This is a genomic window from Brevundimonas phoenicis (assembly GCF_047237745.1).
GTDB lineage: Bacteria > Pseudomonadota > Alphaproteobacteria > Caulobacterales > Caulobacteraceae > Brevundimonas.
Genome location: NZ_JBDFLN010000001.1, coordinates 458,327 through 484,702 on the forward strand (window position 1 = coordinate 458,327; position 26,376 = coordinate 484,702).

Here is a 26,376-nt window from a genome sequence, read left to right on the forward strand (position 1 = left end):
CTCATTTCAGAGCCTGATGTGGAACACGATACTCTGCAGCGCTGATGAATTGATCAAAAGCCTCGCACCAGATGACAACTGCACTGTAATCGTCAACATCGACGCCTCTGGGCACCTGCAATATAAACCCATTGAAGGTCTTCACATCGCCCAGCCTAACCGAAGAGCTTTTGATCTCGAGGAAGGCCGCCTTGGTCTCGACGAACCGGGGCGCGAGGTAGAGCTTGTAATCCGGACCAGGCGAAAGACGCCCTAGGTGCGCGATCCGATCGGGCGCAATCCGAACTTCTCCAGTGCCCCAATGGAGGAGATCACTGCCTTCCAGATCGCGCGCAAATCGACCAAAATAGACCGCTTCAGAAGCAGAGTTTTGAAGCGCAACTTCAGTGGGCGAAGGCGGCGCTGTCAGGATAGGCAGCAGGTAGATCCCGCCGGCGAAGCCTACGGACAAGACGAGGATGTGAGTGGCGGTTAGGATCAGCCAACGCGGCATAGATCACGCCCGCTCGAATTCTGCCACAAGACGATCCGCATCGAGATGAAAGTCAGAAAAGACAATGTGACCATCGGCATCGATCACCACGAACCACGGCGTTCCCCGGGTGTGGTAATCCCCCATAAACGTTGGGAACGGCGCGCCTGGCGGTGGCTCGTCGTGACCGAAGGCGACAGGTAAGCCGTACTGAAGCTGATTGACGCGCAACTTTTCGAACGTATTCTCTTGGGCGCCTTCGAAGACGGTTTGGATGACGGCAAACCCGACGCCCCTGGATTCCAACGCCCCATGCAACCTTTGAAGCGTGGGAAAGCCATGCAGATGGCAGCCACGGCACCAGTGCTGGAATGCGAACAGAATCTTCGGCCCGGGACCGATGTCTGAAAGCTTGATGGACGCATCGAGGCGGTGTCCATCCTCGCCGATCCAATGCTGCACACGAAGCTCGGGCGCTTGCGGTCCGGTCTCTCTCACCGATTTCTCCAACCTCAATGCAGCAGGCCGATGTCTGGCCGGTCATGGCGGCGACAGACGAACTGCTGCACGTATCTGCGCTCTTCGTCTTGAGGTCTCTTGATCGATAAGATCGGGATTTCTTTCGAACTATGCCTCAGAAAGACAGGATTTCGGCAGCCACGACTATGAATTGTTATGATAGACAATTCCAATAGCTGCTCAGCATAGTTTCTATACCCTTGGCCGACGCTGGCCGCCTCTCGCCTCAGCGCTCCCTCGACTATTCCATGAAGCTATCGAAACTATAGCGGACAGGCATTGGTCAAACTTGGCGATATGCCTCTATAGTATCTAGGCAATCGTCGTAACTCATAGTGGGCGCAATCATCTTAATACTGCAACGAACACCGGTGATCTAATATCCGACCTATCGGAAAGCATGACCTTTGCTTACGCTACGTTCTTGCTCCTAATAGTCTGTGATGAACCCGGTTTCGGTCTGTCGTGACAAGCAAGGGGGTTCGACATGGTCACCAGAGGTTTTACCGGCCGCGGTTCAGGCGGCGACCACTCGAACCGAGTCCCGCCTGGTCAGCACCTCGTTGAAAATTTTCCCGTTCTGACAGCGGGACCGACGCCGCGCATTGAGACATCCGACTGGAAGTTCACGGTCAAGATCGGCCCGAGACCCATTAAGGTCTGGAATTGGGGCGAGTTCAACGCGCTGCCCAAGACGAAGGTGACCAAAGACATTCACTGTGTGACGTCCTGGTCCAAGCTCGATACTGCATGGGAGGGCGTGCTCATCGAGGACATCCTTGCGGCAGCAGGGATTGAGCGGCCAACCGACTTCGTCTTGGCGCATTGCTACGACGGGTATTCGACGAATGTTCCCTTGGCCGACATGTTGTCGGGGAAGGCGATGATCGCTCTGAACTACGAGGGCCAGCCACTTCCACGCGATCATGGAGGACCGGCGCGCCTACTCGTTCCCCACCTATACTTCTGGAAGTCCGCAAAATGGGTGAACGCGCTGCAATTCACAACGCGTGATGAAGCCGGCTTCTGGGAGCTGCGTGGATACCACATCTACGGCGATCCTTGGCGCGAGCAGAGATACACCCATGACTGAGATCGGCGCGCAACCCGCGTTTTGGCAGTCCTGCTTCATCGACGAAATCGTCCAACAGACTCCGAGTATCAAGAGCTTCTTCCTGCGGTTGGGGAACCCGTTCGCTCATGTCGCGGGCCAGCACGTCGATGTCCGTCTGACCGCGCCCGACGGCTACACCGCGATGCGAAGCTATTCGATCGCCTCGTCGCCCGCTTCATCTCCGATCCTCGAACTCGCCATCGAGCGCCTTCACGATGGCGAGGTCTCACCGTTCTTCCATGATATCGCAGCAACCGGCGACGAGATCGAACTCCGTGGGCCGCTCGGTGGCCATTTCCTATGGCCGGAGCCTGCCGACGAGCCAGTCCTACTGATTGGGGCGGGCTCCGGCGTGGTGCCGCTAATGGCGATGATCCGCCAGCGCCGATCCCTAGCGCAGACGGTCCCAGTTGCATTGCTCCTGTCCGCGCGGACCGCCCAAGACGTGCTGTTCTCCAGGGAACTGCACTCAATTGAAACGGACGATCCAGCATTCAGCTTGGCGCTGGCGATCACCCGCGAGGCGCCCTTGCGCGCGTCGGACTTTGATCGGCGCATCGACGGCTTGATGGTCAAGGAGACAATCTCCCGTCTCGGCCGAAACCCTTCGCAGGTGTTCGTCTGCGGCTCCAACGGCTTCGTCAACATCGCAACGGACGGTGCGCTCTCGGCAGGCCTCGACCCCTCAATCATCAAGACTGAGCGCTATGGTGGTTAAACGCAGCGAACCGCCCACGCTCATCCTTCTTCAACTTCCGATTCCCAGGAGATCAGTATGAGTCGCTTTGCTGAACCTGTTTTCGTAGCGGCTGGGCTGCGGACACCCTTCGGCCGAGGTAGCGGGGCGTTGGCCAACTACGACGCGGTCTCGTTATCCGTGCCCGTGGTCCAGGCGATGGCGAATTTAGCCGAGCCCGATCTGGCTGTTTGGGGAACCGTCATACCCAACCTGGGATGGAGCAACATCGCTCGGGAAGTTTGGCTGGACGCCAAGCTCAACCCCAGCATCCCCGCGTTCTCCGTTGTCCTAGCGTGCTCGACCAGCATGACTGCAACCTTCGCTGCGGCAGGACTGCTTGGCGGCGGGACGGACCTGACAATGGTCGGCGGCGCAGAGGTCATGAGCAGGCCGTCGCTTGCCTTAACCGCTGAAGCATCCAAGCGACTGACCGATCTGTTCGGGCAGGATCCGGCCGCGGCACTTTCGGCGCTGCAATCGCTGACGCCGCGCGACTTCGTGCTCCCAACCAAGGGGTGGGCCAACCGTATCACCGGCCGGACGATGGGCGATCACATGGAAGAGACCGCCAAAGCTTGGCGGGTCTCGCGCGAAGCACAGGACGACTGGGCTCTGAAGAGCCACCAGCGAGCCGTCGCCGGCTGGGACAACGGCTTCTTCGACGACCTTGTCATCTCTCTGCCGGAGCTGGCGCGCGACGCGAACCCGCGAGCAGATACGTCTGCGGAGCGCCTCGCCGCCCTAAAGCCAGCCTTCGATCGGGAGAGCGGACAGGGCAGCCTGACGGCCGGCAACAGTTCCCCCATCACCGATGGAGCGGCCGGCTGCTGGGTTGCCAACGACGCGGGTCTGAGGAGACTCCCCGCCGGTACGCCTTTCGCGCGGCTCGTCGACTACGAAGTGTCGGCAGTCGACCTCCATACGGAAGGGCTCCTGATGGCGCCTTCCTACGGGATACCGCGCTTGCTCGCGCGGCATCGCCTCGGCTTCTCCGACATCGCTCTGTGGGAGATCCACGAAGCGTTCGCCGCCCAGGTGTTGGCCAATGTCGCGGCCATCGCCGATCCGGATTGGGTACGCGAAAAGGCCGGCGTCGAGGCCGCCATGGGCGAGTTCGATTGGAATCGAGTCAACCCCAATGGCGGTTCGGTAGCCATCGGACATCCCTTCGGGGCGACCGGCGCGCGCGATCTTAGCCAAGCGGTGAAGGAACTGTGGGCCCTGCCGGTGGGGTCGCGCGGGATCGTCAGCATCTGCGCTGACGGCGGCCAGGGCACCGTTGCTCTTCTTGAACGCGTTTGACCGGAGGATATTGATGAAGGCAATCCGCTTCCACGAATTCGGTGCTCCCGGCGTACTCCGCTACGAGGATGCTCCAAAGCCCGCCGTCAGGCCAGGCGAGGTTCTCGTCCGAGTGCATGCGGCTGGCCTCAATCCTCCAGATTGGTATCTCAGAGAAGGGTACAAGGCGCTGCCCCCCGAGTGGAGACCGCCGATCGAGTTGCCGGCCATACCCGGCTCGGATGTGTCCGGGATCGTTGAGGCTGTCGCCCCGGATGTCACAGCGTTTTCGCCGGGTGACGAAGTTTTTGGAATGATCCGATTCCCAAGTTTTGGCGAAAGCCTGGGATATGCAGAGTACGTTTCGGCACCGGCATCAGATCTGGCGCTAAAACCTCGCGGCCTCGACCATGTTCATGCCGCTGCAGCGCCGATGTCGGGACTGACCGCGTGGCAGTACCTGATAGAGCTGGGTCATAGCGAACCCAATCCCCTGCAGCCCGGGAGGCACGACCCGGTCCCGTTGGAAGGCAAAAGCGTCATGATCAATGGCGCCGGCGGCGGTGTCGGTCACCTCGCACTGCAGTTAGCAAAACACAAGGGCGCGCGCGTGATAGCTGTCGCGTCAGGCCGACACGAGACATTTCTGCGCGATCTCGGCGCAGACGAATTCATCGATTACACGAAAATCAAGGCGGAAGACTCCGTGCGCGAGGTCGACCTCGTCGTCGATGCGGTAGGTGGCCCGACAGCCAGTCGTTTCCTGCGCTCGATACGTCGTGGCGGCGCGCTTTTTCCAATCTTTCCGCTTGGCTTCGCGGGACACGATGAAGCCGCTAACCTCGGCGTGACGGTCTCTGCGACACAGGTACGGTCCAACGGAGCCCAACTCGCCGAGCTAGGTCGATTGCTGGACAGCGGGACTGTTCGCGTCGCGGTCGATAGCACATACCCCCTCTCGGAAGCGGCCGCCGCTCACGAGCGAGCTGAGGCGGGCCACATTCAAGGCAAGATTGTCCTCACCGTCGACGGTGGCGATGCTGCAGTGACGCGTGAGGCCGAGACATCGGCGCCGCAGTGGCCGCCTCGCGTGCAGGGACATTAAGGTGCCGAACCTAAGCGCCAGTGCGACAGACGCGGGGGCTGTTCAGCGAGTGAAGGCCCTTGCTGAACTCATGGTTCTCGACACACCGGACGAGCAATCCTTCGACGATCTCGTTTTCGTTGCGGCTAAGGCCTGTGGCGCTCCCATCGCTCTGATCACACTCCTTGACACCGACCGACAGTGGTTCAAGGCCAAGTACGGGCTCGACGTATGTGAGACGGATATCGAACATTCGGTCTGTCGGATCGAGATCGATCAAGGCGAGCTTCTAGAGATCGTCGATCTGACGGCCGATGCGCGAACGAAGCGCAATCCGCTTGTCACGGGCGAAAGGCACTTCCGGGCATACGCTGGCGCGCCGCTTGTTCTTCGATCCTGGGCGGTAGTCGGTCGGCTGTGTGTCATCGATACCGCTCCGCGGCCGGCAGGACTGAGCGAGATGGAAAGGGCGATGCTCCAGGCACTTGCCCGTCTCGCCAGCGAGAACCTTGAACTGCGGCGGATCGCCAAGACTAGCGAGCGCGTAACTCAACTGCAGACTGCACTTGTTGAGATTGGTGAAGTTATCCGCAACAGTAGCGACACAGAGGAGATGGCTTCTGGCACCTCGGCCATCGTCGGTCGAACACTCGCCACGGACCGAGCCGGGTTTGGAACCGTCGACCATGACGTCGAGACGATCGACGTTGAAACACACTGGACTGCACCGGGGGTGATGAGCATCGCCGGTCGACACCGGCTTGACGAATTTGGGAGCTTGCACAAGCCACTCGTCGACGGCGACCCTCTAGTAGTAAGAGACGCCCTGTCTGACGAACGCGCGCTGCACAATCTCGATGGCGCGTTGCGTATCGGTATTCGCGCAGTGATCGACATGCCTGTGCGCGATCATGGCAAGACAATTGCCGTTTTCTTTGTGCATTGCAGTATCCCCCGGCTGTGGCCCGACGAAGAGATTGCATTCCTGCGGAGCGCTGCAGACCGACTTGAAGCAGGGGTTGCGCGGCATCGTGCCGAGCAGCGCCAGCACATCGTAAATGGTGAAATAGCGCATCGCCTGAAGAATACGCTCGCCATGGTTCAAGCTATAGCGAGCCAAACTCTGCGAACCGTGACCGACCGCGACGCCGTCTACGCCTTCGAACGCCGGCTGATGGCCCTGAGTGCAGCGCACGACACCCTGCTCCAGACGAGTTGGACAAAGGCTGATCTCCAAGTGGTTGCGGCGACCGTCATAGAAGCGATTGGATTCTCTGATCGGGTTAAATTGGCTGGACCGCCAGTGGCGCTAGGCCCAAGAGCGGCGCTGTCCTTTTCGCTCATCGTGCACGAACTGCTGACCAACGCCTGCAAGTACGGCGCTCTGACGAACGACTATGGGAGAGTGTCGCTGTCTTGGGGCGTCGAAGACAGCCAGGACGGCGGCATGCTGAAGATCCAGTGGCGAGAGCAGGGCGGGCCTCCCGTTATGCCGCCGTCGCGTAAAGGCTTCGGCTCAAAGCTAATCAGCATCGGTTTGGTCGGTGCTGGTGGCGTCGATCTCCGCTTCGATCCAGCGGGTCTCGCGGCGGACCTGCATGCCTCTGTGCACCAACTGGTCCACGCTTGATGGAGTACATGCGTGGAACGAACACTCCTGTGGTGCTTGTCGTGGAAGATGAGCCACTTCTCCGTCTCTTTGCATCGGACATGATTGAAGAAGCCGGCTTCGAAGTGCTGGAAGCATCAGATGCCTCTGCTGCGCTCGTGGCTTTGGAAGAACGGCGCGACATCCGGGTCGTCTTCACCGACGTGGACATGCCAGGTGGCATCGACGGCATCATGCTGGCCATGCGTATTCGAAACAAATGGCCGACCATTCAGATCATAATCACGTCCGGAAGGCCGTGGCCGGAAGAGGCTGTTGTCCCACCCGATATTCCATTCTTTTCCAAGCCATACCGGCAAGACCGGGTACTGGATGCGGTCAGGAAAATGGCTGCGTGATGACCTGGATCTTGCGGCGGCCTCCTCAAATCAGGCGTCACGTAGGTTTGCGCCGGCGCGCACAGGCGTTCGAGAACCGCGGTGATACTTAGGTTCTGCCCTGAAGGAACACGTCACGCGGCAACGATTGGAGATGCAAAATGAAGCCAGAGGTCCTCCTCTATGTCACGAGTTGGTGCCCCTACTGCCGCCGAGCGAAAGCGCTGCTTACAAAGAAGGGGGTGCCGTTCAAGGAGGTCGACATCGAGGCTAGTGCGGAAAACCGAAAAGCGATGATCGACGTCTCAGGTCGTAGCACCGTACCGCAGATATTCATCAACGGGACGCATGTTGGCGGCTCTGACGAACTCCATGCACTCGATGCCAGGGGCGGGCTCGACAAGCTCCTCGCCGTCGAACGGCCACCAGTGATGTGAAATGGAGGAGAAAGAATTCGATACCGCTTTCGCTAGGCTACCGGACGGATATAGCGAGGGCACTTACAAAGCCCGGCGCTTCGGCGTTACAGTCCGCCGCTCCAAAGATGGCCGACGTAACAGCCTTTTTGCCCGAGAGCTGGCTGGAACCGACATCGTCAGCTTCAACCTGTACCGCGTCTCAGCCGGCAAGGCTTCACTCAAGCCGTGTGAGATGTCTGCAGAAAAGGTCGTGGCGTTCGTGCTCCACTTTCGACCGGACGCATGAGCTTGGCTTCACAGCTAACGTCATGACCGTGATGGCCGCGAACGTGGGCATCTGTGCTCACGTTTCTCCGCAGACTAGGTCTGCAACGCGGATCATGGCGTCAAACCTCAGTGGTCCGAGTCAAAATGTACGCATGCGCGCAGGAGCTGAGAATGGCGAAAGTTGGTTTCGGAGGTGGTTGCCACTGGTGCACCGAAGGCGTGTTCCAAGCATTGCGCGGCGTTGGTCAGGTCGAGCAGGGCTTCCTCCAATCTGAGGCCCCAGCGGATGCTTGGGCCGAAGGGGTGATCGTCACCTTCGATCCTTCGGTCATTGGTCTGACGACGCTGTCCGAGGTCCATCTCAGGACGCACTCCGCCACGCGAGCCCGTTCGCCCCAAAGCAAATACCGTAGTGCGATTTACGTATTCGAAGAGAGCCAGCGACATGAAGCTGAGCAAGCGATTGCCCGGTTGGGCGAAGAGTCTAGCGAGACAGTGCATACCTTGGTGCTATCGTTTGCAGGCTTTAAGGCGTCGGATGCGCGCTACCAGAACTACTATCGAACCGATCCGAGCAGGCCTTTCTGTCAGCGCTACATTGATCCGAAGCTGGCATATATTCGACAGCACTATTCAACGTTTGCTCTGCCCAGATAGCCTGAAAAAGCGCAGAGGCATCCTTCCGCCGAGCCAGCCCCGTATGCCCGGTGAACGCGATGGCTAGTCCAACATAGATGGCTGCTCGCAGGACGGGGTAACGGCTGGGCCGAGCCTCATATTTGGACAAGGGTCGTGTCTTTCCTCGCCCGCACACCCACTACAAAGTCCCCACCGGAACTGCCCACAAATCCGTAGCGCAGCATCTGACCGGCGCCTGGCGCTACGGCCGAACCCGCCTATGTGCCCCCTATGCTATCCGTTTCTCCGACACCTGCCCGGAACACCTTCCACGGCTGTGAATGACGCAGCATGTATGTCCGTGCGGAAGCGTGAGGCACCGATTCCGGGCGCTCAAGTGCAAGCCCGAAAGCGGCCTCGAGAGACTACCGCTACGATCAACTCAAGACGCGGCGGGACGGCCTGGATCGTGCGGCCGAAGGAGGCGGTAGTGCCAGATAGCAAATTCCTTACCCCTGACGAGGTGGCTGAGCGCTACCGCGGCGGTATTTCAGTCGGGACCCTTCGAAATTGGCGCGCGATGCGCCTGGGGCCGTCCTACGTGAAAATTGGCAAAGCCGTGCTTTACCCCCTCGATGAGCTTGATGCGTGGGACGAAAAGAATAAGGTCCAGTGCCGTGCATCCAAGGGCCTCGGAGAGCGTACGTATGATCAGCCGTGATGATTACGCTCGGTCATCGCGAACCGCCCCCAATCCCCGGCCCCATTTTGCATCACATTTCGAATTAGATCATATAAATCCACACGTTACGAAGCCTGTTTGGATGGTGCACAACCACCCCTCGGGCGATCCGACGCCCAGCCGGGCCGACATCGACATGACCAAACAGGTGATAGAGGCGGCGCGCGCCCTGTCGGTCCAGGTTCACGACCACCTCATCGTCGGCCGCGACGGCGTGGCCAGCTTCAAGCAACTGGGATTGATGTGACCGTTCTTTCGACTGAGCGCCTGACGCTGACGCCCGTCGCCGTCGGCGACATGGGCGACCTGACCGCCCTGTGGGCCGACGCTGAGTTCACCCGCCACATCATGGGGCGCGGCCTCTCCGAGGAGGAGGTGTGGTTCCGCCTGCTGCGCGATCTGGGTCACTGGCAGGCCAGGGGTTACGGCAACTGGACCATCCGCGAGACAGCCACAGGCGCTTATGTCGGCAGTGTCGGCGTTCTGGACTATCGCCGGGACATCACGCCGCCGTTCGACGCGCCGGAACTGGGTTGGGGCGTGGCGCCCGCCTTCCAGGGGCGCAGCATGGCGCGCGAGGCGCTGCAGGCGGCCCTGGCCTGGGCTGATCGTCGCCGACCTGAGCCGCGCACCGTCTGCATGATCTCGCCCGACAACGCCGCTTCGATCCGTCTGGCCGAGCGGGTGGGCTATCGCCCCTACGGTCACGCCGACTACAAGGATTCGATCGTCACCCTGTTCGAGCGGCCCAGGGGCGGATGAGCGCGCTGACGGCTGACAGGGCCGCCGCCGCCGGGTAGGCTTTACATTCTCGGGTCAGGCTCTACGGCCCGTCGTTTCTGGAGTGCTTTTTCATGCCCATGTCCGTTGATGATCTTCGCGCCCATCTGACCGAGGCCTTCCCCGACGCGGACATCGCCATTGAGGATCTGGCCGGCGACGGCGACCACTATCGCGCCCGCATCGTGTCTCAGGCGTTTCACGGTCTGAACCGCGTGCGTCAACATCAACTGGTCTACGCCTCGCTGAAGGGCAAGATGGGCGGTGAGCTGCACGCCCTGGCGCTGGAGACCTCGACCCCTGTCGAGGCGGGCTGATCCATGCGCTATCGCCCCTTCGGCGTGTCGGGGGCGGCTGTCTCCAACCTGACCCTGTGCCTGGGGGCGGCCGCGGCGGCGCGCGGCGGCGTGCATGTGCGCGACATGATCTTCGCGGCGCTAGAGGCGGGGATCAACGCCTATCACTTCGACATCGCCGATCCGGCGCTGCTGCGGGTGGCGGGCGAGGCCCTGGCCCATGTCGAGCGGCGGCTGGTCATCGTCAGCCTGGAGCTGGGCGCAGGCGCGGACCGGGATTTTTCCCCGATCGGCCTGGGGCGGGAGATCGAGCAGGGGCTGCACGCCTCGGGCCTGGGCTGGTTCGACATCGCCGTGCTGGATCGGCCGGGTGAAGACGAGCTGCCGCAGGCGTCGCTGACGGCGCTGAAGACGATCCGCAAGGCGGGTCATGTGCGGATGCTGGGCGTGGCCGGGAATGAGGCCGTGACCGACCTCTATGTCTCGACCGGGGCCTTCGACGCCCTGTTCACCCCCTTCCATGCCAATATCGAGTGGCGGGTGCGCGCGCGGATGCGCGCGGCGCTGGAACGGCAGATGAGCCTGTTCGTCTATGACTATTTCCCCGACAGCCTGTCGACCGAACGCAAGGCGGCCGAGGCCGGGGCGCCCAAGAAGCGCGGTCTCTTCGGCCTGGGCGGGCGAGGGCCGGTCGAGGAGGCGCGGCGCGGCTCCTTCGCCTTCCTGCATCAGACCCAGGGCTGGACCGCCGAGGCCATCTGTCTGGCTTACGGTCTGACCGATCCGGGGGTGTCCAGCGTCCTGATCCGTCCGCGCGACCGGGCGCATCTGGAGGCTCTGGCGGCAGCGCCGGAACGCGACCTGCCCGCCGGACTGTCGGCTCAGATCGAAATGGCCCGGGTGGACGCCCAGGTCTGAGGCGCGGGCCTGGCTCTCAGTCGCCGATGGCCGAGAAGGGGCCGTTGAGGAAGCCGGGCTTGCCATAGGCCAGGGGGCGGCCGTCCTCGGCGAGGACGCGCCCGCCGGCCGCCTCCAGCACCGCTTGGCCCGCAGCCGTGTCCCATTCGCTGGTCGGGCCGGTGCGCGGATAGGCGTCGTAGCGACCCTCGGCGATCAGGCAGAACTTCAGCGAGGAATCCATGCCTTGCCACTGGGGGCAGCCGTTGCGCGCGGCTAGGCGCAGGGCGTCCTCATCGCTAATGCTGTGGCTGACTAGGGCGACAGCCTCCTGCGGGCGCTCGCGCACCCGGATCGGCTTCCAGGTTTCGCCGAACGCCCGGCGCAGGGCGCCTGCCCCCGGCGCGGAGGAACGCCAGGTCAATCCAAGGGCGGGCGCCGTCACCGCGCCGGCGACGGGGGTGTCGCCACGGATCAGGGCGATGTTGACGGTGTAGCTCTCTCGACCCTGGATGAAGCCCTTGGTCCCATCCAGCGGATCGATCAGCCAGAACCATTCGCCGACCTCGGTCGGCAGCCCATCGGCGCAGGCGGCCTCTTCGGCCACGGCCTCCACTTGGGGCCAGAGGGCGGTCAGGCGCTTCAGGATCAGCGCCTCGGCGGCGCGATCGGCGGCGGTGACGGGGCTGTCGTCGGCCTTGATCTCGGCCGTTGTTCCGGCGCGCCAGTAGGGCAGGATCAGTTGGGCCGCTTCTTCGGCGATGTCGGCCAGAACGCCGGCCAACCGGCCCGAGGCGAGATCGTCTTCAAGAGCGGCGAGGGCGGAAGAAGAGGCGGAGGCGGTCATGCTCATCCGATAGCCCATGCGGCCGGTTTCAAGAACCGGCAAATCAGGTCACCTTGGCTTTAACCTTTTAAAAACCATGCCGCTGATCGCCGTGTCCGACCTGACTCCAGAGCCCATCATCGCCGACCTGCCTGTCGCAGACTTGCCCGTGGACGGGGCCGAACTGGCGGCTTACATCGCCGCCAAGCTTTGTCATGACTTCATCAGCCCGGCGGGCGCGGTGATGTCGGGGCTGGATCTTCTGGATGATCCCAGCGCTCAGGACATGCGTGACGACGCCCTGGGCCTGATCCGCCAGAGCGCGGCAAAGATGGTGGCCCTGGTTCATTTCGCGCGCGTGGCCTTTGGGGCCGCGACCACCAGTGAGCGGTTCTCGGGCGAGGAGTTGCGAAACGTTCTGGCAGGGCTGACCGACGGCGGACGGGCGACGCTGGACTGGCGCGTCGGCGAGGAAACCTTCACCAAGATTCAAGCCCGCGCCTTGTTGAATCTCGCCTATCTGACGGTGTCGGCTCTGCCGATGGGCGGAGAAGCGATCGTGGCCGTTCGGCGTGAAGACGGGCAGCTGATCCTGGTCGGCTCGGCCGAGGGAGCGCGGGCGCGGCTCAAGGCCGAGGCCCTGACCGGCCTCCGAGGCGAGCGCCTGACCGAAGGGCTGGCCGGACAGTGGATTCAGCCCTACTGGCTGTGGCTGACGGTCTGCGACGCGGGGGGGCGGCTGCAGACCACGGTCGAGGACGGTCGCGTGGCCCTGATCGCACGCCTGCCTTCGGCGGGCTGAGGCGAACCTTCCGTTAACCGCCGCTGGACCATGGTGGCGGGAATATCGTCGTTATTTCGCGTGTTGCGAGAATGAACTCCGTGGATCCTAGAACCTGTCTGATCGTTGATGACAGCCGCATCATCCGCAAGGTGGCGCGACGCATCCTCGAAGATCTTGCTTTCGAGGTACAGGAAGCGGCTGACGGCGCCGAGGCGCTGGAGGCCTGCGTCGCCGCCATGCCGGACGTGGTCCTGCTGGACTGGCAGATGCCGGTCATGGACGGCATGACCTTCCTGGGCCGTCTGCGCCACCTGCCCGGCGGCGACGATCCCAAGGTGCTGTTCTGTTCGGTCGAGACCCGCGCTGATCGTATCGCCGAAGCACTGTCCGCGGGCGCCGACGAATATGTTATGAAGCCTTTCGACGGCGAGATCCTGTACTCAAAGCTCGCCGAAGTGGGAGCGGTTCAAACGCCGTCATGACGCCGGAGGATTTCGAACGTCTTCAAGCGCTCTTGTCCTCGCGCGCGGGTTTCCGCCTCTCGCGAGAACGGATGCAACTGGCCGAGCATCGGCTGGGGCCTGTGGCGCGGCGCGAGGGCTATCACAATGTCGAGGCCATGCTGGCCAGCCTGTGGAGCCGCCCTGTGGCCTCGCTCGGCTGGGGCGTGATCGAGGCCCTGCTGAACGGCGAGACCTGGTTCCGGCGTGACCGGGCGGCCTTCGAGGTGCTGGAACGCGAGCTCCTGCCGGCCCTGACGGCGGCGCGCGGCGGGCGGGTGCGAATCTGGTCGGCGGGCGGCGGCACGGGCCAGGAAGCCTATTCCCTGGCCATCGCCGCCCTGGAAGCCGGCGCCGAGGTCGAGGTTCTGGCCACCGACCTGTCGCGCCAGGCGATCGAAAAGGCCATGTCCGGCCTTTACACCTCCTTCGAGATTCAGCGAGGTTTGTCGGCTCGCGTCATGTTGCGCTGGTTCGAACAGGTGGACGACCAGTGGCGTGCTCGACCCGAACTGCGCGCCGCGATCCGTTTCAAGCGCGCCAACCTTCTGGACGAGCCGGGGGACGAAGGTCGCTTCGACATCGTCTTCTGCCGTCATGTGTTGAACGACATGGCGTCGGACCGCCGGGCGCGCCTGCTGGATGGACTGGAGCGCCGACTGATCGACGACGGCTGTCTGTTCCTGGGCGCGGACGAGCGGCCGGACGGCGATAGCGTCGCCTTCCGTCCGGTGGCGGGACGGCGGGGATTGTATGTAAAGGCGCCGTCCGCCTATCGCCGCGCCGCCTGACCGTCAGGGCTTGAGCAGGCCCGCGGCCGCCACCGCCTTGACGCCGGGGCCGGGAACCTCGGCGAAGGCCAGGTCCGTGACGCCGAAATATTCATGCTGGTTCAGGGCGCACCAGTCGGTGGTGACGATGCGGACCGTCTCGCGCTGTTCGCCGCCTTCGACCGCGCCATAGACGAAGTCGCCGGTGCGGCGTGCGAAGGGCATGACCCGGTCCTGATTGGCCAGGGTCGTCAGTTCGGCCAGGCGAGCGGCCGGAACCTCGGCGGCCATCAGCTTGCCGTCGAAACGCACCACGGCGTCGAAGGCGTAGCGGCTGACCGGGCCGGCGCTCAGGCCCGTGCCCAGGGTGGTGTGGCCGATGAAGCCCGCCTGGGCCCCGGCGAAGCGGGCGAAGGCGGCGGCCACGGCGCGGCCGGTGTCGCCCAGAGACAGGGCGGTCGAACTGGTCCCGAGGATCACGCGCTCCTGATCGGTCAGATGCCGGTCCAGCGTCGTGCGGATCAGGGCGGCCAGGGCCGGGTCGGCGGGACCGTCCAGGGCGACGGTGCGCGACTGCGCCCGGACGCTTCCATCGCTGAGATAGTCGGCCGCCGTATAGGCGTTACTCCACGATCCGGTGTGGGCGTAGAGGCCGCGCCCCAGCGTCTCTTGGAACAGCAGATGATTGTGGCCGCCGATCATCAGGGCGCCGTCGGGCAGGGCGAACAGCATCCCACGATCGCCCGCCACCCCGGCGTGGCTCATCACCAGGGTCAGGTCCGCGCTGTCCAGAAGGGTCGGCAGCTGGACATTCGCCCATTCGCTCGGATCGGGAATCGACAGCCAGTCGCGGCTGGCCTTGGGATAGGTGTTCAGCGCGTTCGCGCCGAAGCCGATGATGCGCAGCCGTCGATCGCCGAAGGCCAGTTCAGTCGCCGCCGACGCATAGGGCTGACCGGTTCGGGCGTCGATGATGTTGCTGATGACGGTGACCCCCAGGCCGCGCATCCGCGCGACCACCTCATGCAGGTCCGCCGTCAGGTCGTTGTCGTGGTTGCCCAGATTGACCACCGTCGGGGCGATGGCGGGCAGGGCGGCCAGGAAGGCCCAGTCGATCGCGCCTTCGGAGCGTACCGAGACGACGTTGCCGTGCTCGAAGATATCGCCGTCGATCGCGATCAAGTGCGGAACGGGATGGCTGCGAACCTCGGCGCGCAGAGCGGCCAACAGTTGGGCGCTGCGTTCATAGGCGGAGTGAAGATCCGACATGGCCAGGACGCGGCCGATCACGGCGGACGGTTTGTCAGCGCCGAAAACAGACGTCGCGCCGAACAGGGGCAAGGCGGTCGCGCCCTGCATGAAGCGGCGACGGGACGGGGCGGCGATCAGCATGGGCTTCTCCTGCGGCGGGTCGCGCGCTTCGTGCATCTGCCAGCCGCAAGGGGAAGGCGCAGCCGATCTGCTTTACACGTCCTTCTGCGGCGCACAACGGCAAGGCCGCTTCGCTGATGAATCGAACATTGGTTTCTTTTGGCCTGTGGCCATGTCGCGAAAGGTTCACGCGGGAGCGCGTCTCGCCGCTGGCGCCGGCTCAGCTTCGGGCCTAGGGCCTGCGGCGAATTCACCCACTCCAGATCATCAAGAAGGGGATATCTCGATGACGCGTCTCTCGGTTCTCGCCGCCTCCGCCAGCAGCCTGGCTTTGTTGCTCTCCACGCCGGCTCTGGCGCAATCCGCCGATGCCCAGGCACAACAGGCCGCCGCCGTCGGCGACATCGTCGTCACCGCCCAGCGCCGCAGCGAAAACATCCGCGACGTGCCGTTCGCTGTCACCGCCATGAACACCGAGACGCTGAATGCCGTAAACGCCGGCGGCGGCGACATCCTGCAGCTGTCGGGTCGCGTGCCCAGCCTGCAGGTTGAGAGTTCGAACGGCCGTTATGCGCCTCGCTTCTACATTCGCGGCTTGGGCAATGTGGACTTCGACTTCAACGCCTCGCAGCCGGTTTCGGTCGTGCTGGACGACGTGGTGCTGGAGAACGTCTATCTGAAGGGCTTCCCCCTGTTCGACGTGAAGCAGCTGGAAGTGCTGCGCGGTCCGCAGGGCACCCTGTTCGGCCGCAACACTCCGGCGGGCGTGGTCAAGATCGATACGGTGAAGCCGGGCGATGACTTCACCGGCTTCGGCTCGCTGACCTACGGCAACTACGGCTCGATGCGCGCCGAGACGGGCGTGACCCTGCCAGCGTCGGATACGCTGTCGGTGCGCGTGGCCGCCCTGTGGAACCACCGCGACGACTGGGTCAACAACGCCTGGGACGCCCCCTTCGCCAAGAAGGACGGCGAGGATCTGGGCTCCTTCGACGACGTGGCGGGTCGTATCCACGTCGCCTGGACCCCGACCGACCGTCTGTCGACCCTGCTGACCCTGCAGGCGCGCGACTATGAGGGCACGGGCACGATGAACCGCGCCAACGTCCTGACCAAGGGCTCGAACAAGCTGAACGACAACTTCGACCGTGAGACGGTCTGGTACGACGGCGGCCGCAACAACTACCAGAAGCAGAAGACTCTCTCGCAGTCGCTGCAGGTCGCCTATGACTTCGGTCCCGCCACCCTGACGGGCGTGGTCGGCTCCTATCAGGGCGAAAGCCAGGGCAATGGCGACATCGACGGCGGCGTCTCGGTCGGGGCTCCGACCGGCGCCGGTTACAAGACCCCGTTCGCGGTCGAGACCGGCACCCTGTCCAGCGACCTGGTCCAGAACACCTATGAGCTGCGCCTGGCCTCGAACGGCGACGGCCGCTTCGGCTGGCAGGTCGGCGCCTTCTATTGGGACGAGCGCTTCAACCTGGTCTCGGGCACCTTCAACGGCGTCGGCGGCATCGCGCCGACGGTGGTTCCCGACGTCATCCAGAAGTCGGACTCCTGGTCGATCTTCGGTCAGGGCCGCTATCTGGTCACGGACGCGCTGAAGCTGACGGCCGGGGTTCGCTACACCGACGACAGCCGCGACTTCTGGGGCCGCCGCATCATCCCGGCAGGCAGCTCGTCCACGGCCAAGCCGCTGGATAACGTCACCAAGTCGGTCGGCGACGAGCAGGTCAGCTGGGACGTCAGCGCCCTGTACGAGGTCAATGACGGCCTGAACCTGTTCGCGCGCGTGGCCAACGGCTATCGCGGCCCGTCGATCCAGGGCCGCATCGCTTCGGTGGACATCGTGACCACGGCGGATTCGGAAACGGTCATGTCCTATGAGGCCGGGTTCAAGGCTCGCCTGTGGGACGGCCGCGCCCGCCTGAACGCCACGGCCTACTTCTACGAAGTCTCCGATCCGCAGTTTACGGCCATCGGCGGCGCCGGCAACTTCAACCAGCTGCTGAATGCCGACAAGGGCGAGGGCTATGGCCTGGAAGTGGACGGCGACGTCTATCTGGGCGCGGGCTTCAGCCTGGCCGGCGGCCTGGCCTGGAACCATACCGAGATCAAGGACAAGGATCTTCAGGTCGGCGTCTGCTCGGCGCTCGCCAACTGCACCGTCACCGACCGGATGGTGACGGTTGGATCGGCGCGTCTGGCCTATATCGACGGCAACCCCTTCCCCCAGGCGCCGGAATGGACCGCTAATCTGACGCTGTCCTACGTCCATCCGATCGGCGACGATCAGGAGCTGTTCGCCGCGACCGACTGGGTGATGCAGAAGGACTTCAACCTGTTCCTCTATGAATCGGTCGAGTTCATGCAGGACACGGCGTTCGAAGGCGGCCTGCGCGCGGGCTGGCGCGACCTGAACCGGGGTCTGGAAGCGGCCGTCTATGTCCGCAACATCACGGACGAGGTCAACATCCTCGGCGCCATCGACTTCAACAACCTGACGGCCTTCGTCAACGAACCGCGTATGTACGGCGTGGAGCTGTCGAAGCGCTTCTAAGCCTTTACGGCTGATCGCATGGGTGGGCGGCGGCGGGGAGACCTGTCGCCGCCCTCTTGCCATTCCGGTCCAGCTTGGTCCTACTGCGGACCGGATCGGGGAGGATCTCACATGCGGCTGGCCTTGCTGTTCGGATCGCTGACGCTCGCCTTCTTGCTGGCGGTGTGGACCACCCAGGCGCCGAAGCCGCGTGCGGCGGACGCGCCTGCCGCCGCCTTCTCGGCCGCGCGGGCCATGACCGACATCGAACAGATCGCCCGCGCCCCCCACCCGGTCGGCTCGCCCGAACATGCGCGGGTCCGCGCCTATCTGAGCGCGCGGCTGACGCAGCTGGGGCTGGAGGTCAGCGAACAGACCGGGCCGTTGTCGCCCGCCTCGGTCAAGCGGCTGGCGCGGGCGGGGGGCGATCCGGCGGCGGCGGGCAATCAGGCGATCAATCTGATCGGCGTCCTGCCCGGAAAAGACCGCAGCCAGCCCGCCGTCATGCTGATGGCCCACTATGACACCGTGGTCGGCTCGCCTGGCGCGGCCGACGATTCCGCCGGGGTCGCCGCCATTCTGGAGGTCATGCGGGCGATCCAGGCGCGCGGTCCGGTCGAGCGCGATCTGGTCGTGCTGCTGACCGACGCCGAGGAGCTGGGACTGGACGGGGCGCGGGTCTTCTTCGGCGGCCATCCCCTGCGGGACCGCATCGGGGCGGTGGTGAACCTTGAGGCGCGCGGCGGCGGCGGCCGCGCCGCCATGTTCGAGACCGGGCGCGAGGCAGGGCCGACGGTCCAGCTGTTCCGCCGTGCGGCGGCCAAGGCCGACGGCGGGACCACCGCCACCTCCATCGCCGCCTTCATGTATGAGCGGATGCCTAACGGCACCGATTTCACTGTGCCCAAGGATCGAGGGATCGGCGGTCTGAACCTGGCCTTCATCGGCCGTCCGGATCAGTATCACTCGGCTAACGCCACACCCGCCAATCTGGATCGGGGCGCGGTCCAGCATCTGGGCTCCCAGGCGCTGGAGGCGGCCGATGAGCTGGCGCGCGCGCACAGCTTGCCGGCCAAGGGCGAGAACCTGGTCTACTCCGACGTCTTCGGCCGCTGGATGATCGCCCATGCGCAAGGAACCGGCTGGCTTCTGCTGGCCCTGGCGGCGGCGTTGGGCGGTTTCGCCGCCTGGCGGACGCGGCGCCGGGCGGGACTGACGGCGGGACAGGTCGGCCAGGGCGTGCTGGACGGGCTGTGGTTCCTGACCGGGGGCGTGATCCTGGTGCAGGCGACGCGCCTTTTGGCCGGGCCGATGTCGAGCCGGGCAGATTCGCCGGACGTCTACTACACCCTGTTGCGCCGCCTGCCGTGGATGGAGGCGGGGGCGACGCTGGCGATCGTCGCCCTGGCCCTGGTCCTGCTGACCGGCGCGCGCCGGGCGCGGCCGCGCGTGATCGGCGGGGCGTTCGCCGTCTTGACCGCCGTCGTCCTGCTGGTCGGCGGGTTCAGTCCGGTGATGCTGGGGCTGGGCGCGGTCGCCATCATCCTGTCGCTGTGGCCAGGGCGCGCCGAGCGTTCGGCCTGGGGCGGTTGGTTGGGCCTGATCGCCCTGATCTTCGTCTTCGGCTGCGCCTTGCAGGGCGCGGCGCCCGAAGCGGCCCTGCTGTTCGTCTGGCCGGTGCTGCTGGCCGCGACGGCGGCGGCCCTGGCGGCCCTGGTCGATCCCGGTCTGACGCGGCCGCTCGGCCTCCTGCCCGCCGCCGTGGCGACGGTGCTGGGCGGCGCCTGGCTGCTGGCCATCGGCCACTTCGTCTTCCTGGGCGTGGGGATGGACATGCCGGGCGCCCTGGCCCTGATCGCCTTGCTGGCGCTGTTGTTCGCCCGGCCGTTGGCGCCGGGCGCGAAGACGATGCGCCTGATGCTGTTCGCAGCGGCCGCCTGTCTGATCGCGGGCGTCGGGCTGAACATCTCGGCCCAGCTGCTGGCGCTGTCGCCCGCCGTGGCGGAGGCCCTGCCCTAGAGGGGTGCTGGCGTCGGACCGCGTGAGCGTTTATCGCAGCCGATCATGAGCGATCCCGTCCTCGTCACCGGCTCCGCCGGCTTCATCGGCTTCCACACCGCCCGGCGTCTGCTGGAGCGGGGCGAGCGCGTCATCGGTCTGGACAACCTCAACGCCTATTATGATCCGGCGCTGAAGCAGGCGCGCCTGGCCCAGCTTCAGGCCTATCCGAACTATCGCCACCATACGCTGGACCTGGCCGATCGCGACGGCGTCGCCGCGTTGTTCGCCGAGCACAGGCCGCGCCGGGTGGCCCACCTCGCCGCCCAGGCGGGCGTCCGCTACAGCCTGGAAGCGCCCGAGACCTATGTCGATTCCAACGTCGTCGGCTTCCTCAGCATCCTGGAAGGCTGCCGCGCGGTCGGGGCCGCCAACCTGGTCTTCGCCTCGACCAGTTCGGTGTTCGGCGCCAACCGCGCCCTGCCGTTCTCGGTGCGCCAGCCCGCCGACCATCCGCTGACCGTCTATGCGGCGACCAAGCTGGCCAATGAGGCCATGGCCCATTCCTACGCCCACCTGTTCGGCTTTCCGGCGACCGGCTTGCGGTTCTTCACCGTCTATGGACCGTGGGGCCGCCCGGACATGGCCCTGTTCAAATTCACCCGCGCCATCCTGAAAGACGAGCCGATCGACGTGTACGGCGAAGGGCGGATGAGCCGTGACTTCACCTATGTCGACGACATCGTCACCGGCGTGGTCGCCGCGCTGGATCGTCCCGCCGCCGTCGACCCGACGTGGGACGCGGCCGCCCCCAATCCCGCGACCAGCGGGGTCGCCCCCTGGCGTATCCTGAACCTGGGCGCGGGCCGCCCCGTGCCGCTGATGCGCTACATCGAGGTGCTGGAGACCAAGCTCGGCCGCAAGGCCAAGCTGAACCTCATGCCCATGCAGGACGGCGACGTGGCCGACACCGAGGCCGACGTGACCGACACCCTGGCCGCCCTCGAATATGCTCCTACGACCTCGGTGGAGGAGGGCGTCGCCCGCTTCGTCGACTGGTACTGCAACTTCTACCGCGAGAACTGAGGCGCAGAGGCGCTCGCCCTGGAGGGCGGTCGAACGTCAGCAATTTTGCGGAGATGCCCTGGTGGAGCCGAGGGGAGTCGAACCCCTGACCTCGTCATTGCGAACGACGCGCTCTACCAACTGAGCTACGGCCCCGACCGACAGGCAGGCGCGGGACATAGAAGCGTGCGGGGGGGCGTGTCAACGGGCCGCGCACGAATCCTTGGCGATCTGCGGCGGGGCCGCTAGAAGCGGCGTGAACGAAGCAGGAGTTTCTCATGGGTTTCGCCCTTGTCTGGCTGGTGAACGCCGTCGTCACCTTGATGATCTGGTGCATCATCGCCTCGGCGATCCTGAGCTGGCTGTTCGCCTTCGACGTGATCAATCCGCGCAACCGTTTCGTGGGCCAGATCGCCTATGTGCTGGATACGGTGACGCGGCCGATCCTGGGCCCGCTCCAGCGTGTGGTGCCGTCGCTGGGCGGCATCGACATCACGCCGATCATCGCCTTGCTGGCGCTGCAGTTCCTGAGCGTGCTGTTCAACCGGACGGTCGCGCCGATGCTGATCATGTCGCTGGGCTGATCCACGGCTGCGTCGAGGGGGAGGCTGTCGGGCGTTGAGCCCGGATCACGGCCCCCCAGGAATCCGCACATGGAGCCCAATCCGCCCTTGCGTGGCGCGAGCGGGCTCCTAAGGTGCCGACGACTGGTCCCTGGCGGACCGCCTTTTTCGCGTAATTCATGACCACGATCAGGACAGTCGCCGTCATCGGCGCCGGGCAAATGGGTTCGGGCATCGCTCAGGTGGTGGCCGCCGGCGGCTATGAGGTGAAGCTGTACGACATTGCGCCGGACCGCGTGACCCTGGCCCTGGGCGAGATCGCGGCCAGCCTGGCGCGTCGCGCCGCACGCGGCCTGTCGAGCGAGGCGGAGGCCCAGGCGGCCCTGCAGCGCATCGCCCCAGCCGCCAGCCTGGCTGAGGCGGCCAAGGCGGATATGGTCATCGAAGCCGCGTCTGAGGAGGAAGCGGTCAAGAAGGGCGTCTTCGCCGAACTGACGCCGCTGCTGGGGCCGGACACCCTGCTGGCGTCCAACACCTCCTCGATCTCCATCACCCGCCTGGCCTCGGTCACGGATCGGCCTGAGCGCTTCATCGGCCTGCACTTCATGAAGCCGGCGCCGACGATGAAACTGGTCGAACTGGTGCGCGGCATCGCCACCTCGGCCTCGACCTTCGAGACGGCGGTCGCCTTCGCCGAGAGCCTGGGCAAGATCATCACGGAGTCCGAGGACTTCCCCGCCTTCATCGTCAATCGCATCCTGGTGCCGATGATGAACGAGGCGGTTTATGTCCTGTACGAAGGCGTCGGCGACGTCGCCTCGATCGACAAGGCGCTGAAGCTGGGCGCCAACCATCCGATGGGGCCGCTGGAGCTGGCGGACTTCATGGGCCTGGACGTGGCCCTGGCGATCATGAACGTGCTGTATGACGGCCTAGCCGACAGCAAATACCGCCCCTGTCCGCTGCTGGTGAAATATGTCGAGGCCGGTTGGCTGGGCAAGAAGAGCGGGCGCGGCTTCTACGACTATTCCGGCGAGACGCCGGTCCCGACCCGCTGATGGCCGTCGCCTTTCCCTCCCTGCCGGGCCTGAAGCGTGTGGCGCCGCGGCGCGGCGCGGGCGCCCTGGTTCCGGCCGCCCTGGCGGCGGCGGCCTGGCCGCCGGTGATCCTGACCCTGTTCATCTGGCCGCCCGAGAATTGGTGGTCGGGCGTGGATACGGACTGGCGGCTGGTGATGCTGGCGGTCGGACTGATCGCGGCGCCGGTGGGGCTTTGGCTGCTGCTCGACAGCCACGGGAAGACCGGGCGCCCGTCGACGCGACTGGGCGTGGCGTGTCGCTTCACCATGTTCGGCGGCCTGCTGGCGGCGGCGATGCAGACGATCATGGCCGTGGTCATGGCGGGTCTGGCGGGCGCCGCCTCGCAGAGTCTGGTCCAGGGCCTGGGCGCGATCGAGACGGCCCTGCTGATCTATGGCGTCGGCGGCCTGCCGCTGGCGGTCATGATGGGCGTCAGCTACGCCCTGTGGGGCGGTCTGTGCGTGGCCTATCTGGGCTTTGTCCCGGCGCCGGTGGTCAACAACCGCATGGGCGTCCTGTCCGAACGGGACGTTACGGGGATTTAACGTGAACCGAAGCGGCCGTCCCGCCTAAGCCTGAACCCCTATGCGACGAACGGGGGGAGCATGAGGGACCAGGTCACGACGGCCGAGCCGAATCCGGTGGCGGCGAACCAGCGGATCGTGACGCTGGACGTGCTGCGCGGCGCGGCCGTTCTGGGCATTCTGGCGGTCAATGCGGCGGCCTTCGCCCTGCCGATGGTGATCCTGGAATCGGCGCCGGATCAATCGCCCTTTCCCGCCGTCGTGGGGACTTCGGGCGTGGCGCAGTGGGCGGTCGATGTCTTCTTCCGCCAGAAGTTCGTGACCCTGTTCTCCATGCTGTTCGGCGTGTCGATCTTTCTGGTCGGCGGCGAGCGCGGCGATGAGGCCAAGGGGCGCGTCCTGCGCCGTCGCCTGATGTTCCTGGCTCTGTTCGGCCTGATCCACGGCCTGGCCTTCTGGTACGGCGATATCCTGCTGCTCTACGCCTGGTCGGGGCTGTTCGTGATGCTGATGCGGTCGATGCCTGCCAAGCCGCTGATCTGGATCGGCGCCGGGGCGACCGTTCTGCTGGCTACGCTTCAGGCGGGCCTGATGATGACGATGGCGCATTTCCCGGAGGCCATGAGCGAAGGCGGGCCTGCCGATGGCGCGGTCGCCGCCTCCATCGTCGCCTACCAGAGCGGCTGGGCGGGCGCGGCGCTGGAGAACCTGAAGGCCTGGGCTTTCGCCCAGGGCGCCAGCCTGCTGATGTATGTCTTCTCGACCGTGCCGCTGATGATGCTGGGGCTGGGCCTGTTCAAGGCGGGCTTCTTCCATGGCCGCGTTCCGACGCGCGTCTATGCGATGCTGATGGCGGGCGGCGCGGCGGTCTTGGCGCTGCTGGGCGTTCTGGAGTGGCTGGAGATCCAGGCCGGTCCAGGCGTCGAGGCCACCGGCGGCTGGGCGGCGGTCGTCGCCTCCTATCCGATCATCATCACCCTGGCCTACGCCTCGGCGTTGATCCTGGCGACGACGCGCGGCGTGGTTTGGCTGCGCAAGGTCTTGGCGCCGGTGGGGCGGATGGCCTTCACCAACTATCTGACCCAGACCCTGATCATGACCACGATCTTCTACATGCCGTGGGGACCGCGTCTGTTCGGCCAGGTCGACTATCCGATGCAGTGGGCCATCGTCGTCGGCGTCTGGGCGCTGCAGCTGATCTGGTCGCCGCTGTGGCTGTCGAAGTTCACCATGGGGCCGTTCGAGTGGCTGTGGCGACGCCTCAGCTATGGGCGCGACCTGCCGCTGAGGCGCGCGGCCTGAGCGGGAAGGGGCGGCGGCGAGTTGCGGCGACGGAACTGATGGCTTAATCGCCGCCTCATGACCGACGAAGCCTCCAACCGCCCCGAAGCTCGCGCGCCGCGCGGGTTCGCCGACCGTCGCGGCCGCGACCTGACCGCCGAGCGCCGCATCGTCGCGCGCGTGTCCGAGGTCTATGAGCGCTGGGGCTTTGAGGCGCTGGAGACGCCGGCGTTCGAATACGCCGACGCCCTGGGTAAGTTCCTGCCCGACGCCGACCGTCCGAACGAGGGCGTCTTCGCGCTTCAGGACGATGACGATCAGTGGATGGCCCTGCGCTATGACCACACGGCGCCGCTGGCCCGCTTCGCCGCGCAGAACTGGGAGACCCTGCCCAAGCCGTTCCGCCGCTACGCCTATGGGCCGGTGTGGCGCAACGAGAAGCCGGGACCGGGCCGCTTCCGCGAGTTCTGGCAGTGCGACGCCGACACCGTCGGCTCCGACCGGCCCGAAGCCGACGCCGAGATCATCGCCATGGGCTGCGAAGGCCTGCGCGCCGCGGGCCTGGAGGCCGGGCAGGCGGTGATCCGCGTCTCCAACCGAAAGCTGTTCGACGGCCTGTTCGACGCGGGCGGGATCACCGATCCGATGCAGCGCCTGACGGCTCTGCGGGCCGTGGACAAATACGATCGCCTCGGCGTCGAGGGCGTGCGTCTGCTGCTGGGCGAGGGCCGTCTGGACGAGTCCGGCGACTATACCAAGGGCGCCAACCTGCCCGCCTCGGTGATCGGGGCGATCGAGGCGTTTCTGGCCTCGGCCGAGACACCGGGCCTCAGCCGCGCAGGCGTGCTGGACGCCGTGTCGGGCGCCGCGCGTTCAGGTTTCTTGGGCGTCGCCGGCGAAGAAGCGTTGAAGGAGCTGGCCGCCATCGACCGCGCCCTGATCGCCATGGGCGTGTCGCAGGACGACGTGCGTTTCGACCCGACCATCGTGCGCGGGCTGGAATACTATACCGGCGCGGTGTTCGAGGCTGAACTGCTGCTGGACACCAAGGACGAGAAGGGGCGCGCAGTGCGTTTCGGCTCGATCGGCGGCGGCGGGCGCTATGACGACCTGGTGTCGCGTTTCACCGGCCAGTCGACCCCGGCGACCGGCTTCTCCTTCGGCGTGTCGCGTCTGGCCTCGGCCCTGCGCGCGGCCGGTCGCGGCGCCGAGGACGAGACGCGCGGGCCGGTGGTGGCCATCGTCTTCTCCGAGGACGACATGCGGCACTATCTCGACGCCGTGTCCGAACTGCGCGCGGCGGGCATTCCGGCCGAGCTGTATCTGGGGCGGGCGGGCATGAAGGCGCAGATGAAATACGCCGATCGGCGCGGCGCCCCGGCCGCCGTCATCCTGGGCGGAGACGAGATCGCCGCCGGTCAGGTGACGATCAAGGATCTGGACGCCGGACGCGCCCGCGCCGCCGCCATCACGGACAATAACGCCTGGAAGGCCGAGCGTCCGGGTCAGCAGACCGTGGCCCGCGATCAGCTGGTCGCGGTGGTTCGTTCTATTATCGAATAAACTTCGATAATATCCATGACGACAGCGTGACTTATCAACGTTTAGTCATAAAAGGATGCGCTTTGGGCCAGGGTTTGGTTGACGTAGGGCAGCGGAAGGCGTCATTTGGTCTCACTCAAGAGGCGCAGCGCACCGTCGCAGCGACATCTTGAAGGCGTTTCGGGGAGGAAACGTCCGCTCCTTAGAGAGCGTGAAGGCCCGCTGCGATGTATCCCCCGCAGCGGGCTTTTTCATGTCTGGAAGTCAGGGTTCTCGACGGTTGTTTGATAAGGTGGGCGAGGCGCTTCGAGCGCCGTCAT

27 protein-coding genes, 1 tRNA gene and 1 pseudogene are annotated in these 26,376 nt (G+C 65.1%); 24 read left to right on the plus strand and 5 right to left on the minus strand.

Features of this window, described 5'->3' with window-relative positions:
* Nucleotide 1: 1 nt before the first annotated feature.
* Nucleotides 2-493: a DM13 domain-containing protein gene (locus ABC419_RS02230; RefSeq protein ID WP_037520587.1), complete on the minus strand. Its 492-nt coding sequence runs from the start codon at nt 491-493 to the stop codon at nt 2-4.
* A gap of 3 nt (nt 494-496) precedes the next feature.
* Nucleotides 497-970 carry a TlpA family protein disulfide reductase gene (locus ABC419_RS02235; RefSeq protein WP_126000165.1) on the minus strand — a complete coding sequence of 158 codons (474 nt, stop codon included), beginning with the start codon at nt 968-970 and terminating at the stop codon, nt 497-499.
* A 508-nt stretch (nt 971-1,478) separates the two neighbouring features.
* Here ABC419_RS02235 and ABC419_RS02240 point away from each other — a divergent pair.
* The 13 genes and pseudogenes from ABC419_RS02240 (at nt 1,479) to ABC419_RS02305 (ending at nt 11,235) form a co-directional block, all read left to right on the plus strand.
* Nucleotides 1,479-2,084, plus strand: coding sequence for a sulfite oxidase-like oxidoreductase (locus tag ABC419_RS02240; RefSeq protein ID WP_126000164.1), 606 nt, complete (start codon nt 1,479-1,481; stop codon nt 2,082-2,084).
* Nucleotides 2,077-2,823, plus strand: coding sequence for a ferredoxin reductase (locus ABC419_RS02245; RefSeq protein ID WP_126000163.1), 747 nt, complete (start codon nt 2,077-2,079; stop codon nt 2,821-2,823). The genes ABC419_RS02240 and ABC419_RS02245 overlap by 8 nt, the downstream gene beginning before the upstream one ends.
* A 57-nt stretch (nt 2,824-2,880) precedes the next feature.
* Nucleotides 2,881-4,146 carry an acetyl-CoA C-acyltransferase gene (locus ABC419_RS02250; RefSeq protein ID WP_126000162.1) on the plus strand — a complete coding sequence of 422 codons (1,266 nt, stop codon included), beginning with the start codon at nt 2,881-2,883 and terminating at the stop codon, nt 4,144-4,146.
* A 13-nt stretch (nt 4,147-4,159) separates the two neighbouring features.
* The gene (locus ABC419_RS02255) at nt 4,160-5,230 is read left to right on the plus strand and encodes an NADP-dependent oxidoreductase (protein ID WP_126000161.1); all 1,071 of its coding nucleotides are present in this window, start codon (nt 4,160-4,162) and stop codon (nt 5,228-5,230) included.
* 49 nt (nt 5,231-5,279) lie between these two features.
* Entirely contained in the window at nt 5,280-6,839 is a 1,560-nt protein-coding gene (locus ABC419_RS02260; RefSeq protein WP_412878763.1) for a sensor histidine kinase, read from the plus strand.
* A gap of 8 nt (nt 6,840-6,847) precedes the next feature.
* On the plus strand, nt 6,848-7,216 hold the full coding sequence (locus tag ABC419_RS02265) for a response regulator (RefSeq protein WP_126000159.1): 369 nt from the start codon (nt 6,848-6,850) through the stop codon (nt 7,214-7,216).
* A gap of 140 nt (nt 7,217-7,356) precedes the next feature.
* The gene (gene grxC / locus ABC419_RS02270; RefSeq protein WP_126000158.1) at nt 7,357-7,632 is read left to right on the plus strand and encodes a glutaredoxin 3; all 276 of its coding nucleotides are present in this window, start codon (nt 7,357-7,359) and stop codon (nt 7,630-7,632) included.
* A gap of 1 nt (nt 7,633) precedes the next feature.
* Nucleotides 7,634-7,900: a hypothetical protein gene (locus ABC419_RS02275; protein WP_126000157.1), complete on the plus strand. Its 267-nt coding sequence runs from the start codon at nt 7,634-7,636 to the stop codon at nt 7,898-7,900.
* A 152-nt stretch (nt 7,901-8,052) separates the two neighbouring features.
* On the plus strand, nt 8,053-8,538 hold the full coding sequence (locus tag ABC419_RS02280; RefSeq protein WP_288077361.1) for a peptide-methionine (S)-S-oxide reductase: 486 nt from the start codon (nt 8,053-8,055) through the stop codon (nt 8,536-8,538).
* A gap of 785 nt (nt 8,539-9,323) precedes the next feature.
* Nucleotides 9,324-9,488 (plus strand): annotated as a pseudogene (locus ABC419_RS02290) (JAB domain-containing protein); the annotation flags it as partial.
* Nucleotides 9,485-10,003 carry a GNAT family N-acetyltransferase gene (locus tag ABC419_RS02295; protein ID WP_125900703.1) on the plus strand — a complete coding sequence of 173 codons (519 nt, stop codon included), beginning with the start codon at nt 9,485-9,487 and terminating at the stop codon, nt 10,001-10,003. The pseudogene ABC419_RS02290 and the gene ABC419_RS02295, both read left to right, overlap by 4 nt.
* A 92-nt stretch (nt 10,004-10,095) precedes the next feature.
* On the plus strand, nt 10,096-10,338 hold the full coding sequence (locus tag ABC419_RS02300) for a BolA/IbaG family iron-sulfur metabolism protein (RefSeq protein WP_125900702.1): 243 nt from the start codon (nt 10,096-10,098) through the stop codon (nt 10,336-10,338).
* Between the two features lie 3 nt (nt 10,339-10,341).
* Nucleotides 10,342-11,235, plus strand: coding sequence for an aldo/keto reductase (locus tag ABC419_RS02305; protein ID WP_412876490.1), 894 nt, complete (start codon nt 10,342-10,344; stop codon nt 11,233-11,235).
* 16 nt (nt 11,236-11,251) lie between these two features.
* On the opposite strand, the gene cysQ is transcribed toward ABC419_RS02305, so the two are convergent.
* The gene (gene cysQ / locus ABC419_RS02310; RefSeq protein WP_412877981.1) at nt 11,252-12,061 is read right to left on the minus strand and encodes a 3'(2'),5'-bisphosphate nucleotidase CysQ; all 810 of its coding nucleotides are present in this window, start codon (nt 12,059-12,061) and stop codon (nt 11,252-11,254) included.
* A 76-nt stretch (nt 12,062-12,137) separates the two neighbouring features.
* On the opposite strand from cysQ, the gene chpT reads away from it, so the two are divergent.
* The 3 genes from chpT to ABC419_RS02325 all read left to right on the plus strand — a co-directional run bounded on the left by chpT (nt 12,138) and on the right by ABC419_RS02325 (nt 14,115).
* On the plus strand, nt 12,138-12,842 hold the full coding sequence (chpT, locus tag ABC419_RS02315) for a histidine phosphotransferase ChpT (protein ID WP_412876489.1): 705 nt from the start codon (nt 12,138-12,140) through the stop codon (nt 12,840-12,842).
* 71 nt (nt 12,843-12,913) lie between these two features.
* Nucleotides 12,914-13,306, plus strand: a complete 393-nt coding sequence (locus tag ABC419_RS02320) for a response regulator (RefSeq protein WP_200168370.1) — start codon at nt 12,914-12,916, stop codon at nt 13,304-13,306.
* Between the two features lie 71 nt (nt 13,307-13,377).
* Nucleotides 13,378-14,115 carry a CheR family methyltransferase gene (locus tag ABC419_RS02325; protein ID WP_234287959.1) on the plus strand — a complete coding sequence of 246 codons (738 nt, stop codon included), beginning with the start codon at nt 13,378-13,380 and terminating at the stop codon, nt 14,113-14,115.
* Between the two features lie 3 nt (nt 14,116-14,118).
* On the opposite strand, the gene ABC419_RS02330 is transcribed toward ABC419_RS02325, so the two are convergent.
* Complete coding sequence (locus ABC419_RS02330; RefSeq protein ID WP_412876488.1) at nt 14,119-15,486, minus strand: metallophosphoesterase; 1,368 nt, start codon at nt 15,484-15,486, stop codon at nt 14,119-14,121.
* Nucleotides 15,487-15,751: 265 nt separating this feature from the next.
* Between ABC419_RS02330 and ABC419_RS02335 the strand changes: the two genes are divergently transcribed.
* The 3 genes from ABC419_RS02335 (at nt 15,752) to ABC419_RS02345 (ending at nt 21,088) form a co-directional block, all read left to right on the plus strand.
* Nucleotides 15,752-18,025 carry a TonB-dependent receptor gene (locus ABC419_RS02335; RefSeq protein ID WP_412876487.1) on the plus strand — a complete coding sequence of 758 codons (2,274 nt, stop codon included), beginning with the start codon at nt 15,752-15,754 and terminating at the stop codon, nt 18,023-18,025.
* Between the two features lie 111 nt (nt 18,026-18,136).
* Complete coding sequence (locus ABC419_RS02340) at nt 18,137-20,023, plus strand: M20/M25/M40 family metallo-hydrolase (RefSeq protein ID WP_412876486.1); 1,887 nt, start codon at nt 18,137-18,139, stop codon at nt 20,021-20,023.
* A gap of 45 nt (nt 20,024-20,068) precedes the next feature.
* Nucleotides 20,069-21,088 carry an NAD-dependent epimerase gene (locus tag ABC419_RS02345; RefSeq protein ID WP_412876485.1) on the plus strand — a complete coding sequence of 340 codons (1,020 nt, stop codon included), beginning with the start codon at nt 20,069-20,071 and terminating at the stop codon, nt 21,086-21,088.
* A gap of 59 nt (nt 21,089-21,147) precedes the next feature.
* Here the strand turns inward: ABC419_RS02345 and ABC419_RS02350 are convergent.
* Nucleotides 21,148-21,223: transfer RNA gene (locus ABC419_RS02350), tRNA-Ala, on the minus strand.
* Nucleotides 21,224-21,345: 122 nt separating this feature from the next.
* On the opposite strand from ABC419_RS02350, the gene ABC419_RS02355 reads away from it, so the two are divergent.
* The 5 genes from ABC419_RS02355 (at nt 21,346) to hisS (ending at nt 26,077) form a co-directional block, all read left to right on the plus strand.
* The gene (locus ABC419_RS02355) at nt 21,346-21,651 is read left to right on the plus strand and encodes a YggT family protein (RefSeq protein ID WP_046653094.1); all 306 of its coding nucleotides are present in this window, start codon (nt 21,346-21,348) and stop codon (nt 21,649-21,651) included.
* A gap of 158 nt (nt 21,652-21,809) precedes the next feature.
* A complete protein-coding gene (locus ABC419_RS02360; protein WP_412876484.1) occupies nt 21,810-22,688 on the plus strand; it encodes a 3-hydroxybutyryl-CoA dehydrogenase in 879 nt (292 codons plus the stop codon).
* The gene (locus tag ABC419_RS02365; RefSeq protein WP_412876483.1) at nt 22,688-23,254 is read left to right on the plus strand and encodes a hypothetical protein; all 567 of its coding nucleotides are present in this window, start codon (nt 22,688-22,690) and stop codon (nt 23,252-23,254) included. Before ABC419_RS02360 ends, ABC419_RS02365 begins: the two co-directional genes overlap by 1 nt.
* 60 nt (nt 23,255-23,314) lie before the next feature.
* Nucleotides 23,315-24,535, plus strand: a complete 1,221-nt coding sequence (locus ABC419_RS02370; protein WP_125900683.1) for a DUF418 domain-containing protein — start codon at nt 23,315-23,317, stop codon at nt 24,533-24,535.
* A 57-nt stretch (nt 24,536-24,592) separates the two neighbouring features.
* Complete coding sequence (gene hisS, locus ABC419_RS02375) at nt 24,593-26,077, plus strand: histidine--tRNA ligase (RefSeq protein ID WP_125900682.1); 1,485 nt, start codon at nt 24,593-24,595, stop codon at nt 26,075-26,077.
* Nucleotides 26,078-26,376 lie beyond the last annotated feature (299 nt).